Source organism: Nonomuraea sp. NPDC047529 (genome assembly GCF_040642995.1).
GTDB lineage: Bacteria > Actinomycetota > Actinomycetes > Streptosporangiales > Streptosporangiaceae > Nonomuraea.
On the sequence record NZ_JBEYTJ010000011.1, the window covers coordinates 15,507 to 28,204 of the forward strand.

Genomic DNA, 12,698 nt, shown 5'->3' on the forward strand with positions numbered 1-12,698 from the left:
CGCCGTGGAAGCGTCGAACGGCGGGGAACCGCAGCGTATCGGGCAATACTGGCTGGCCGGACGGCTCGGCTCCGGCGGCCAGGGCGTGGTGTACGACGCCTACGACCCCGAAGGCCGCCGGGTCGCGCTCAAGGTCCTGCACATGGCCGACAGCCCGGTCAGCCGCGAGCGGTTCGCCAAGGAGGCGGCGGCGGCGAGCCGGGTGGCGTCGTTCTGCACGGCGCGGGTGCTCGACTGCGACCTGTCGGGCAGCAGGCCGTACATCGTCAGCGAGTACGTGCCGGGCCCCAGCCTGCGCCGCGCGGTCGAGCAGGGACGCCGGTTCGCCGGGGACGACCTGCACCGGCTGGCCACGGCGATCGCCACCGCCCTGACCGCCGTGCACGACGCGGGCGTGATCCACCGGGACCTCAAGCCGGACAACGTGCTGCTGGGCACCGACGGCCCCCGAGTGATCGACTTTGGCATCGCGCGCACCATGGACATGTCGCTGACCAGGACCGGCGAGGTGGCCGGCACGCCCACGTACATGGCGCCGGAGGTGTTCACCGGGCAGCGGGCGGGCGCGCCCGCCGACGTGTTCGCCTGGGGCGCCATCATTGTGTTCGCCGCCACCGGCGCGGACCCGTTCCGCGCCGACAACCTCGGCGGCGTCATGCACCGGGTGCTGTCGGCGCAGCCCGACCTGAGCGGGCTGCCGCCCCGGCTGGCCTCGCTGGTGTCGGCCGCGCTGGAGAAGGACCCGGCGGCCCGCCCCACCGCCCGCGACCTGCTGCTCGCCCTGGTCAGCGGCAACGACGCCGACACCCGCGGGCTGCTGACGGCGGGCAGCCGCGCCGCCAGGGGCGTGCACGTGCCCGAGCAGGCCGACCCGGCCCTCGGCACGATCGCCGAGGACGCCTACGGCGCGCTCGCCCCCGAGGAGCGCGAGCTGGCCGCCGAGGTGTTCCTGCGCCTGGTGACGGTCACCGACGACGGGCACGAGGCCGTGCGCTGGGCGATGAAGGAGGACCTGCTCGCCGGCCGCTCCGAACGGGAGACCCGGGCCATCGAGCACATCCTCCAGGTGTTCTCCTACCTGGTGACGCAGAAGGACGAGGCGGTGGCGCTGTCGCGTCCCGCGCTGCTGCGCGCCTGGCCGCGGCTGCGCGTGTGGGTGGACGGCGACCGCGACGGCCTCGCCGTGCTCGGCCAGCTCAGCGGCGCCGCCCGCCAGTGGGCCGACAACGGCCGCAAGGACGGCGACCTGCTCCAGGGCAGCCGCCTCGACCAGGCGCTGACCTGGGCCGCCACCGGCCGCAGGCACATCACGCTGACCCCGCTCGAACGTGACTTCCTGGCCGCGGGCACCGGCCTGACCAGGCGGCGGGTGCGCCGCCGGCGGCTGACCACGGCGGCGCTGGCCGGGCTGCTGGTGGTGGCGCTGGCGGCGGGCGGCCTCGCCGTGCTGCGCGGCAGGCAGGTGAGCGAGCAGAGCCGCCTGGCGGAGACGCAGCGCGACCAGGCGGTCGGACGGCAGGCCGCCGCCGAGGCCGACCGGCTGCGCACGACCGACCCGGCCAGGGCGATGCTGCTCAGCGTGGCCGGCTGGCGGCTGGCCCCCGGCCCCGGCACGCGGCGCAGCCTGACGTCCTCGCTGACGATGCCGGAGAGCGCGGTCTTCCGCGACCCCGGCGCCAAGGGCCGCCCCGCCGCGGCGTCGGCGGCCGGCGGGCGGGTCCGGGCCATCGCCGGCGAGGACGGCGTACGGGTCTACGACGTGCACTCCGAGCGGCAGACCGCGTTCTGGCGGTGGCCGGACGGCCTCGACGCGCTGCCGTCGGCGGCGGCACTCAGCCCGAGCGGGCGCACGCTGGTGGTCGTCAGCAGGGACACGGCCTACGCCTGGGACACCATGACCGGCGCCAAGCTGCGCGAGCACCGCGTCGGCGAGGGCGGCCCGAGCGTGCACGTCACCTTCGACGGGAACGAGAACCTGGCGGCGGTGATGCGCGAGAACACCCTGGAGTTCCTGTGGGACACCAGGACCGGCGCGTCCTACACCCCCAAGCTGGAGGCGGACGTGGCCCCGGTGATCGCACCCTCGGGGGCGTACATCGCGGGCGTCGGGCCCAACCAGGGCGGGCTGAAGGTGATCCGCCTGCCCGGCCTCACCGTGGACACCCGCCTGCCCAAGGCGTGCGGGCCGGTGGTGGCGTTCACGCCGGACAGCAGGCGGCTGCTGTGCGCGAACGGCGACGTCTCGGCCTTCGACCTGGCCACCGGCAGGAAGGTGCCCGACACCGACCGGCCCTTCTGGCAGGAGTCGGCCCTGGACGACACGCTGAACGGGCGGCTGCGGCTCAGCCCCGACGGGCGCCGGATGATCGCCGTCGAGGGCCGCACCCTGCACCTGCTCGACGCCGACGACGGCGACGAGCTGGCCCTCTACCGGGCGGAGGGCGAGCCGGAGGACGTCTGGCTGGAGGCCGACGGTCACACCGTCCGCTATCTTCTCGACAACTCGACCATCACCGCCGACCTGACCTCCCGCCTGCCCTCGTCCCGGCTGCCGCAGGGCTACGAGCTGGACGCCTTCAGCCAGGACGGCCGCCTGGCCGCCGCCACCAAGGACGCCGGACCGGTGCGCGTGTGGGACGGCCGCCGGCTCGGCGTCCCGATGGCCGGCAGCGCGGGCGTCGCCGGGCAGTTGTTCGACCCGGCGGGCGCGCGGCTGGCCGCCGACGGCCAGGACTCCTCGACCGGCCTCTGGGACGTCGCCACCGCCCGCCGCCTGTGGCGGCACCCCGTGCCGCGCACGCAGAGCGTGGTGTCGAAGGCGTTCACCCCCGACGGCGGCCGGCTGGTGCTGTCGCTGAAGGAGCTGAGCGAGCGGGACGCGCTCAACGAGCTGGTCGTCCTCGACACCGGCACCGGCCGGGTGCTCGCCCGGCACCCGCTGAGCACCGGCACGGGCACCATCATGTCCACGCGCGCCGGCACAGCGGTCGTGACCAGCAGCGGCAAGACCTACGACCTGCGCACCGGCAAGGCCGTCGGCCCCGGCTTCAACCGGTCGGGCCCGGCGATCGCGCTCAGCCCCACCGCCCAGGTGCTCGCCCTCGGCTCGGCCACGGTCGAGCTGTGGGACGTCGCCAAGGGGGCCGAACTGCCGCCCGCGCTGCGCGTGGCCGCCCGGGCGCAGGTCGAGACCGTGCTGTTCAGCCACGACGGCTCGCTGCTCGCGCTGATCAGCAGGTCCATCGGGGAGACGTTCGACGACGTGTACACCGTCCAGGTCTGGGACGTCGGCTCGCGCGAGCGCATCGGCTCCTTCCCCATCGGCATCCTCGACCGGCTCGCCTTCAGCGCCGACGACCGGACCCTGTACGTCTCGGGCAACACCTCGGGGACGATCATCCGGATCCCCGTCGGCGCCGAGTCCGTGGCCCGCCTGGTGTGCGAGCGCGCGGGCCGCACGATGGGCGAGGAGGAGTGGCGGCAGTACCTCAAGGACGTGCCCTACCGCGACGTGTGCCCTGGCGCGCGGCGCGGACGGTCGTGACCCTGGGCGGCACGCGCAGGGTCAGCATGGCGACGTCGTCGTCGTTGTCGTCGGGCCGTACGCGCTTCAGCAGCAGGTCGCCGAGCGCGTTCAGCGGCCGGTGGGTGTGGGCGGCGGCGTACCGGCTCAGGCGGGCCAGCCCCTCGTCCAGGGAATGCCTGGGCGACTCGATCAGCCCGTCGGTGTAGAGCACGAGGGTGGACTCCGGCGGCAGCTCGACGACCGCGTCGGTGCGATCGCCGCGGAGGCCGGTGCCCAGCAGCAGGCCCTGGGCGTCCTCCAGGAAGCGGGTCCGGCCGTCGCGCTCGACCAGCAGCGGCGGCGGATGGCCCGCGTTGCTCCAGCTCAGCAGCCAGCGCCCGTCCTCGGCGTGCTCCAGCCGGGCCAGGACGACGGTGGCCATGGTGGCCTGCGCCATGCGCACCACCGCGCGGTCGAGGCGGTCGAGGATCGTGCTGGGCAGGTCGCGCTCGGCGCCGGCGTAGGCGCGCAGCATGTTGCAGACCTGAGCCATCCCGGCGGCGGCCTCCAGGTCGTGGCCCACCACGTCGCCGATCACCAGGGCGGTGGCGCCGTCGGGCATGGTGAAGGCGTCGTACCAGTCGCCGCCGACCTGCGAGGCGCGGGGGGCGGGCACGTACAGGGCGCTCATCTCCAGGCCGGGCACCGACGGCAGCCGGGGCAGCAGGTGGCGCTGCATGGTCTCGGCGACCCGGCGCTGCCGCTCGTACAGGCGGGCGTTGTCCAGGGCGAGGCCGGCGCGGCGGGCGATGTCCTCGACCAGCAGCAGGTCGGCGGTGGTGAACGCGCCGGCCCGCTCGGCGCGGCCCAGGGTCAGCGCCCCGACCACGTCGCGCACGCCGCGGATGGGCGCGATGCCCGCCGAGTGCATGCCGGTCCTGCGGAACAGCTCCTGCTGGAAGACGGCGATGCCGGAGTCGGGCGCGCCCTGGTACGTCTCCGGCCCGGCCAGCGTCGCCGTGACCCCGCGCAACGCCCGCGACAGCGGCATCGGCGACTCCTCAGGCACGGCGGGCATCGGCCCCTCCAGATCCTCGTGGTGCACCAGGACGCCGTCCTCATGGTGGACGACGGCGGCGCGCGTCACGCCGCCGTGCTCGGTGAGCAGGTCCACCACCACCCAGTCCGCGAGCAGCGGCACCACCAGGCGGACGAGCTGGCGCAGCGTCTCGTCCACGTCGAGGCTGGCGGCGAGCGTCGTGGTGGTCTCCGCCAGCAGCGCCAGCCGGTCGAGCTCGGACATCGACGTCTCGTGCCCCGGCTCCCGCGCGTGCGCGCCGGGCTCCTCGGCGTCGTGGAAGAGCACCAGCGCCCCGACCCTGCCGTCGCCGAGCTCGCACGGGGTGACCAGCCAGGACGCCGGCAGCAGGGAGCCGTCGCCGCGTTCCAGCCATTCCCGCTCGCCCTGGGAGGTGCCGCCGGCGATGAGGGGACGCCGCATCGCGCACCGGCTGCGCGGCAGCGTCTCGCCGCGCGGGCCGCGGTGGAGCAGGTCGTGGGCGTCGCCGCCGAGCAGTTCGGCGGCGGGCCGGCGCAGCAGCTCCTCGGTACGCGGGGAGACCTCGACGATCCGGCCCCGGTCGTCCACGACGTACGCGCCCGCGTGGGTCAGGTCGCCCAGCCGGCGGGGACGCTCGTCCTGCGGCGGGCGCGGCCCGGCATCGGGTTCGGGCACGTTCACGGTGTCGGCTCCTCCCATTACGCGGTGTCGATATGGCTGACCCTATGGGGATCTAATCAGCCTTGTCGGCAGGCGCGTAATCGACCCGGCCGCCTCAGGACGGGACGAGCCGCATGCGGTCGCTGTCGCCGTCGGACAGGAACGACGCCAGCGCCCCTCCCTCCTCGGCCACTGCGGCCCGCTCGGCGGTGGAGAGGCCGCGCAGCGGGGTGACGAGCACGGTGTCGTCCTCGACGGTCCAGGTGGCCGAGACCCGGCCGTCGACCAGCACCACCCGGGCGCCGGCGACCGACAGGCCGCGGTGGGCGTCGTCGATGATCCGGCCGCGGTCGTCGTAGCCGAGGATCGCGTTGTCGAAGGCCGGCAGGAACCGCACCGGGGCGGGCGTGCCGGGGTCGGGGCGCGGCGCGCCGGGCAGGTCCAGCAGTTCCCGGCCGCGCTCGTCCCGGAAGGCGACCAGTTCCTCGCGTACCGCGGCCACGGCCGCCGGCAGGCCCGCCAGGCCGGACCAGGCGCGCAGGTCGGCCGTGGCCGCGGGGCCGTACGCCGCCAGGTAACGCCGTACGAGCGCCTGGCCCACGGGGTCGGAGCCGTCGGCGGACGGCGGGTCGACCTCGCGGCCCAGCCAGGACGACAGCGGCAGGTTGCGCACGGCCGCCCGCTTCCGCCAGAGCCCGCGCGGCGGGAGTTGAGCCATCGGGACCAGCGCGGCGACCAGCATCTCGCCCAGCGCCCGCGGCCCCTGCGTGGGCCAGCGGCTGGCCACCGCCCGCGCCAGCTGCGACATCGAGCGCGGCTCGCCGTCGGCCAGCACCGCCCGTCCCGCCGCCGCGAGCTCGTCGAGGTCGACCCCGGCGAGCTCGCGGCGGTAGACGCCGAGCACCCGCTGGCGCAACATCGCGTCGTGGCGGCCCCGCCAGGCCAGGACGTCCGGGGCGGTGACCAGGTGGACCGTGCGGCGCATCAGGTGGGTGCGCACCACGCCCCGGCCGGTCAGCAGGTCCGACAACGCCGCCGGGTCGAAGGCGCGCAACCGCGACCAGAGCCCGGTGAAGGGCTCCTGCGGCTCCTGCGCCTGCAGGCCGCACAGGTGCGCGACGGCGTCGGCGACCGGCAGGGCGGCGCGGTCGAGCAGCAGCTGCCGGGCGAGCGTGGCGCGGTTGAGCGCCCTGGTGCTCAGAACGGTCATCTCTTCTTCCCTCTGGTTCAGGACGCGCCGTGCTCGACGGTCCGGGTCACCCCGAACCGGGTCCTTCGCCATGCCGTGCAGCGGCACCCACTGCGCGGGCCCGAGCGGCCGCACGACGCTCGCGCCCGTGGATCACAACATCGGCGGACATGGCCGGCTCCTCGCCGGTTCGGCTCGTGGTCGCCGGGGGCCGTCCGGCTCCCGGTTGCGCCGCCCATGCTGGCAAAGGAAGCGGTCAGTTTGTGGCCTCTATTTGCGGCACCTTGGAGAACATGCAGAAGACCTCGGCACGCCTGCCGGCCCTGCTCTCGCTGCTGCAGATGCGCCGCGACTGGCCGGGGGCGCTGCTCGCCGAGCGGCTGGAGGTCAGCCCGCGCACCGTACGCCGCGACGTCCACCGCCTGCGCGACCTCGGCCACCCCATCGCGGCGATCAAAGGACCCGACGGCGGCTACCGGCTCGACGCCGGGAGCGAGCTTCACTTCTTCGGCAGGCGGGCGACGTCGGAGACCGGGCCGAGGTGGGCGAGCTTGTCGGGGTTGACCACCGAGTGGATCGCCTGGACGACTCCGTCGGCGACGTCCAGCTCGACCACGCCCGCCACCCGTCCCTCGGCGTCGTACATGACCGCGCCCGGGCGGCCGTTGATCCAGGCGATCCGCGCCGAGACGCCGAGCGCGCGGACCCGGCGCAGCCCCGCGACCAGCATCTTCACGACGCGCGACGCCCCGGCCGCCGGTCTGGCCATCGCCTGCGCCTTGCCACCGCCGTCCCCGTGCAGGACCACGTCGGGCGCGAGCAGGCCGAGCAGCGCGTCCAGGTCGCCGCCGTCGGCCGCGGCGAAGAACCTGCGGGCGAGTTCCTCGCCCTCCGCCCGCCGCGCCAGGGGGCGGGCGCCGTCGCGCGCCTGCCTGCCGGTGGCGATGCGCTGCCTGGCGCGGGTGAGGATCTGCCGGCAGTTCACCTCGGTCTTGCCGGTGATCCTGGCGACGTCCTGGTAGCCGTACCCGAACACCTCGCGCAGCATGAGCACCGCCCGCTCCACCGGCGAGAGGGACTCCAGCAGCACGAGGAACGCCATCGACAACGAGTCGGCCAGCTCGGCGTGCTCGGCAGGCCCGGGCTCGCCGGTGTGCGCGACGACCGGCTCGGGCAACCATTCGCCCACGTACGTCTCCCGTCGCACCCGCGCCGAGCGCAGATGGTCGATGCCCAGCCGCGTCACCGCGGTCGTCAGGTACGCCTTCGGTTCGGTGACCTCGGTGCCCACGTTGCGCGCCCTGGTCAGGCCGAGGAACGCGTCCTGCACGATGTCCTCGGCGTCGCCCACGGACCCGGTCATCCCATAGGCGATGGAGAACAGCAGCGGACGGTAGCCGGTCACGTCCGGTTCCCGCGCCTCGCCTGCCGGTGTGCCGCGGCTCATCTTCTCGGCCTTCTCGTTCGGGGACGCCTCCATACGGTAGTCGCACGCCGGGACCTCCTCGTGCGGAGGGCGGGTCCGCTGGCGCACGCCGGTCACCACGCGATCGGGCCGAGACGATCGACGAAGACGCCGGTCGGGCCGTCGGAGCCGGCGGTCGCGAGCTCGACGATCGAGTCGGTGCCCTCGGTGACCGTGAGCCGGCCGGTGTGGTGGTTCATGTCGGTGGCGGCGAACGTGTGGTTGGCGGTCTCGCCGGGGGTGACGGCGTTGAACCGGATGCGGGGGAGCGCCTGGGCGTACCGGACGGTGATCATGTTCAGGGCCGCCTTCGAGGAGCTGTAGGCGAGCTCGTGCATCTTCGAGACGGGCTGGTCCGGGTCCGTGACGACGGCGAAGGAGCCGGCGGCGCTGGACACCATCACCACCCGCGGGTGCTCGGCGGCCTGGAGCAGGGGCAGGAAGGCGTGGGTGACCCTGATCGGGCCGTAGACGTTGGTGTCGTAGACGGCGTGGATCTCGTCGGCCGTGGCGTCCGCGGGCGGGACGGCGTTCCCCGGCGCGCCGGCGTTGTTGATCAGCACGTCCAGGTGGCCGGTGTGCTCGCCGACGAGCCGGGCGGCCTCGGTCACCGACGCGTCGGAGGTCACGTCCAGGGGGACCATGATCACGTCGATGCCGGCGTCGGCCAGCCGGGCGGCGGCGGCCTTTCCGCGGCCTTCGTCGCGGGAGCCGAGGAAGATCGTCCAGCCGAGCGCGCCGAGGCGGCGAGCGGCTTCCAGGCCGAGGCCCTTGTTGGCGCCGGTGATCAGGGCGGTGGTGCGTTCCGTGTTCGTCATGCGCTCTAAGACGGAACGCCCCCTATGCCTGTGACACTTTGTGATCGACCTCACATGACATGGAGGCCGAGGGCAAGATCGGCGCGCTTTCGGGCGTCGGCGGACCAGTGGGGGGCGTTCCACTGATCCGCGATGGCGGCGGCCCGGGCGAAGTGGGCGGCGGCCTCATCGGCCCGGCCGAGGAGGAGGGCGAGCTCGCCGAGGGTGTGGGCGACCGGGCGCAGGGCCAGCGACAGGCTCTCCACACCGGCCGGGGGACCGTCGCGGTGGGGGAGCAGGTCCGCGTAGATCTCCGCGGCGGCGTCGCGGTCGTCCAGTGCGACGGTCGCCATCGCGCGCAGGCTCGTCAGGAACGTGAAGAAGAAGTCGGGCCGGATCGGGCCCGGTGACGTGCGTGCCTCGTCGCCGCGGCCGGCGGCGAGGAGGGCGAGCGCGAGCAGGTCGGCGACCATCGGGCCGAGCGCCTCGTGCAGAGCGCGCACGTCGTCCAGGTGGTCGCCGAGCGTGCCGTCGTTCAGCCGGATCACCGCCAGTGCGAGGCCGCGGAAACCGGCGTGCACCGATCCGGCGCGTTCCATGTGTGCGGTGGCCTCGGTGTAGAGGCGCTCGGCGTCGGTGAACCGGCCCTCGACGAGGTCCAGGGTCGCCAGCGCGATCTCGGCGGCGCTGATCGCCTCCGGCATCCGGTAGGCGCGGGCGAGGTCGAGCGCCTCCCCGGTCACGCGGCGCATGGTCGCGGGGTCGTTGGCCGCGGCGGCGTTCGCGGCCTGGTCGAACAGCCCGGTCACCCGGTAGACGGGCAGGTCGTGCTCGACGCCGATCTCCACCAGCTCGCGGGCGTACTCCTCCCGCCTGGTCTCGCCGGACAGGACGAGAAGCGCCGCGGCCCGGAGGCGGGGATCGGCGGTGAGGTCGAGTACCTCCCGTGCCGCCGCCAGGACGGTCGGACCGTCCTCGCCCACCAGCTCGTTGGCGTACGCGACGAGCAGCCGGGACCGCACGTCGGGGGCGAGGTCGGTCCGCTTGAGCAGGCGGCTGAGGCGGCCGACGACGGGACGGTCGACCGTGCCGTACGTGCGGGCCCGCCAGGGGGTGGGCTCGGTCCACGCGGTGAACGCGGCGATCATGAGGTCGTCGCGGCCGATCGACTCGGCGTACTCCACGGCCTGCTCGCGCGTGTCCCTGGCCACGGCGACGGCCCCGGCCCTGATCTGCGCGCGCAGCAGCCTGCCGAGCAGGCCGACGCGCTCGTCCGGATCGCTGGAGTTGGCGACCGCGTCGGTGAGGAGGGCGGCGGCCACGTCGTGGGCGTAGCGCGCCTCGGCCAGCTCGGCGGCCCGCACGCAGTAGCCGACGGCCTTCGGCGATCCCGCTCGCGCATAGTGATGGGCGAGCGCCGCGACGTCGCCGGTGCCCTCCAGCGCGGCGGCGATCCTGGCGTGCATCCTGGCGGCCCGCAACCGGCTGACGTCGGCGACCAGTGTGTCCCTGACCAGCGCGTGAACGAACCGGACGCGCCCCGGCCCCGGCTCGTCGAGCAACCCGGCGATGACGCCCGCGTCCAGCGCGTCCAGCACGCCGTCCGCGTCGGTGTCGGCGGCCTGCACGAGCACGTCCACCGAGCTTTCCCGGCCGGCGACCGCCGCCAGCCGCAGGACGGACACGCCGCTCTCGGGGAGCCTGGCCAGCCGGCGCCGCAGCACGTCCCGTACGCCCTCGGGGACCTCGGAGAGCGCGACCAGCGCACCCTCGCCGTTCAGCAGCCGCGCGCTCTCCCGCACGTAGAACGGGTTGCCGCCGGTGCGCTCGGCGATCCCCGCCACCGTCGCGTCGTCGGCCTCGCTCTCGGCCCGTACGAGCTCGGCCACCGCTGGGCCGTCGAGCCCGGGCAGCGCGAGGCGCAGCGGCGCGGTGCGGGCGAGCGCACCCAGCGTCTCGGTGAGGTGCTCGCTCTCGTCCTGGCGGTACGCGGCGACGACCAGGATCGGGGCCCGCACGCCGACGCCACCGCCGAGCAGCCCCAGCGTGGTCGTGTCCGCCCAGTGCAGGTCGTCCAGCACGACGGCGACCGGCCGTTGCGCGGCGGCCGCCGCGAGCCAGCCCCACACGGCCCGGCGCAGCCGGAAGCGCCCGGCGGCGGCGTCGCCGTCCACCGGCATGGAGTCGGACAGCAGCGGCGCCAGGTCTTCCGTGAACTCTCCCGGAGGAACGGTCGCGGCGACGGCCCGCAGCGCCTCGACCCACGCCCACGCGGGCGGCGCGCCGTCGACCTCCGGACAGCGCCCGGCGGCGACGAGCCAGCCGTCGCGCTCCAACCGCGCGCCGAGGTGCTCCAGGAGCGTCGACTTGCCCAGCCCCGCCTCCCCGGTGACAAGAGCGACGCGCGCCCCGTCGGCGGCGGCCTCCCCGGCGGCCGAGACCAGCGCGGCGAGCTCGCCCTCCCGCCCCACGAAAGAGGCGGCGCGGTGCGGGGGCTCGGCGTGCGGAGGCTTGGGGGCCGGGAGTGGGGGGACGGCCGTGCGGAGGATGTCGATGCGCTGGGCGAGGATCGCCTCTTCCAGGGCGACCAGGTCGGGGCCGGGGTCGAGACCGAGTTCGTCGGCGAAGGTGGCGCGCGCGCGGCGGAGCGTCGCCAGGGCGTCGGCCTGGCGGGCACTGCTCCACAGCGCCAGGGCGTGCAGCCGCCAGCCCTCTTCACGCAGGGGTTCGTCGCGGGTGAGACGCTCGGCCTCGGGGACCACCGCAGCGGGGTCGCCCGCCCGCAGGCCCGCCGCGACGTGGAGCTCGCGGGCGACCAGGCGCAGCTCGTGCAGGCGGGCGGTCTCGGCGGCGGCCCACGGCTCGTCGGCGACCTCGGCGAACGCGGGGCCCTGCCACAGGCCCAACGCCTCGGCCAGCCGGGCGCGGGCGGCCCGAGGCTCGGTGAGCGTGCGGGCCTCGTCGAGCAGGTCCTCGAAACGCCAGGCGTCCACCGACTCCGGCGGCAGCCGCAGCGCGTAGCCGGGGGCGGCGCTCACCAGGAGGCGGGCCGGGGTTCGGGGCGGGCGGCCAGGTTCCAGCAGCCGGCGCAGGTTGGAGACGTACGCCTGGAGGGAGAGCAGCGCACGGGACGGCGGCTCACCGCGCCAGAGGTCCTCGATCATCCGGTCGACCGACACGACCTGTCCGCGCGCCGCGACCAGGAGGGCCAGGACGCCGCGCTGCCGCGGGCCTCCCAGGGGGACGGGCTCGCCGTTGACCTCGGCGCCGAAAGAGCCCAAAACCCGGATCAAGACCATGACGTGCAACATCCTACGCGCGGGGCGTTCCCAAGCGGTTCCAAGTCCCCGCCAAACGCCGGGAGCAGGCTTGACCCGTCGAACCGATGAAGGGCGGGAACGAGATGAGCGTCCACACCCGGGACATGGAGATCGTCCACCGCGCCTCCCGCCGCGAGTCGCGGCTGCTGATGGAGCTCGTCCTCCCGTACGCGCTCGGTTCCCTCATCACGTCCGGCCTCGGCGTCGCTTTCGCCGCCAGGGCGGGCAGAACGCTCCTGATCATCGGCGGCCTCGGGCTCGGGCTCGCCGCACCCATTCTCGTCAACGTCGTCCTCGCCGGCGTCCCCGGACGCGACGCGGGCGCCGCGGGCGGGGTGCTCTCCACCGTCAACCAGGTAGGCGGCGCCGTCGGCATCGCCGTGCTCGGCACGATCTTCTTCGCCTCCGTCACCGGTTCGGCCACCGGAGCACCGGCGCTGCCCGACTACAGTCACGCGTTTGGCATCGTCCTGGTCGTCTCCGCCGCGCTGTACCTGATCACGGCGCTCGTGATGCTCGCCCTTCCGAAAGCCGCGATCGAGCACGCCGAGTAGGGCGGCACCGTCCACCTGCTGCCTCGTCTGCTCCGACTGCCGGACGGCGGCACGCACGGTCCGCTGTTCCTGTCCGCTGGTCATCAACTCCTGGCGCGGCGACGACGACACGCCGGAGGCACCGTCCGTCTGAGTGGTCGGCCGGATG

7 protein-coding genes and 1 pseudogene are annotated in these 12,698 nt (G+C 74.8%); 3 read left to right on the forward strand and 5 right to left on the reverse strand.

The annotated features are described in order from the left end of the window. Positions 1-4 precede the first annotated feature (4 nt). Positions 5-3,544, forward strand: coding sequence for a WD40 repeat domain-containing serine/threonine protein kinase (locus tag ABZ815_RS19115; RefSeq protein WP_357699507.1), 3,540 nt, complete (start codon positions 5-7; stop codon positions 3,542-3,544). Here the strand turns inward: ABZ815_RS19115 and ABZ815_RS19120 are convergent. Further along, entirely contained in the window at positions 3,489-5,246 is a 1,758-nt protein-coding gene (locus tag ABZ815_RS19120; protein ID WP_357699509.1) for a SpoIIE family protein phosphatase, read from the reverse strand. The two genes, ABZ815_RS19115 and ABZ815_RS19120, sit on opposite strands and share 56 nt — an antisense overlap. Positions 5,247-5,340: 94 nt before the next feature. Next, a complete protein-coding gene (locus ABZ815_RS19125; protein WP_357699511.1) occupies positions 5,341-6,435 on the reverse strand; it encodes a winged helix DNA-binding domain-containing protein in 1,095 nt (364 codons plus the stop codon). Positions 6,436-6,707: 272 nt separating this feature from the next. On the opposite strand from ABZ815_RS19125, the pseudogene ABZ815_RS19130 reads away from it, so the two are divergent. Then, a pseudogene (locus tag ABZ815_RS19130) lies at positions 6,708-6,914 on the forward strand (helix-turn-helix domain-containing protein); the annotation flags it as partial. On the opposite strand, the gene ABZ815_RS19135 reads toward ABZ815_RS19130, so the two are convergent. From ABZ815_RS19135 to ABZ815_RS19145, 3 genes are read right to left on the reverse strand one after another with little or no spacing between them, the layout of a single operon-like run. Continuing rightward, a complete protein-coding gene (locus ABZ815_RS19135; protein ID WP_357699513.1) occupies positions 6,914-7,948 on the reverse strand; it encodes an RNA polymerase sigma-70 factor in 1,035 nt (344 codons plus the stop codon). The pseudogene ABZ815_RS19130 and the gene ABZ815_RS19135 sit on opposite strands and share 1 nt — an antisense overlap. 5 nt (positions 7,949-7,953) lie before the next feature. After that, positions 7,954-8,697, reverse strand: a complete 744-nt coding sequence (locus ABZ815_RS19140; protein WP_357699515.1) for an SDR family NAD(P)-dependent oxidoreductase — start codon at positions 8,695-8,697, stop codon at positions 7,954-7,956. A gap of 50 nt (positions 8,698-8,747) precedes the next feature. Next, the gene (locus ABZ815_RS19145; protein WP_357699517.1) at positions 8,748-11,975 is read right to left on the reverse strand and encodes a BTAD domain-containing putative transcriptional regulator; all 3,228 of its coding nucleotides are present in this window, start codon (positions 11,973-11,975) and stop codon (positions 8,748-8,750) included. 104 nt (positions 11,976-12,079) lie between these two features. Here ABZ815_RS19145 and ABZ815_RS19150 point away from each other — a divergent pair, with 104 nt between their 5' ends. Further along, positions 12,080-12,550: a hypothetical protein gene (locus tag ABZ815_RS19150; RefSeq protein WP_357699519.1), complete on the forward strand. Its 471-nt coding sequence runs from the start codon at positions 12,080-12,082 to the stop codon at positions 12,548-12,550. The last annotated feature ends 148 nt before the right edge of the window (positions 12,551-12,698 follow it).

What these genes read in the sequence shown, in the direction of transcription:
- ABZ815_RS19125 (WP_357699511.1), bottom strand. Translation starts at nt 6,435, where the DNA reads ATGACCGTTCTGAGCACCAGGGCGCTCAACCGCGCCACGCTCGCCCGG.
- ABZ815_RS19140 (WP_357699515.1), bottom strand. Translation starts at nt 8,697, where the DNA reads ATGACGAACACGGAACGCACCACCGCCCTGATCACCGGCGCCAACAAG.
- ABZ815_RS19145 (WP_357699517.1), bottom strand. Translation starts at nt 11,975, where the DNA reads ATGGTCTTGATCCGGGTTTTGGGCTCTTTCGGCGCCGAGGTCAACGGC.
- ABZ815_RS19150 (WP_357699519.1), top strand. Translation starts at nt 12,080, where the DNA reads ATGAGCGTCCACACCCGGGACATGGAGATCGTCCACCGCGCCTCCCGC.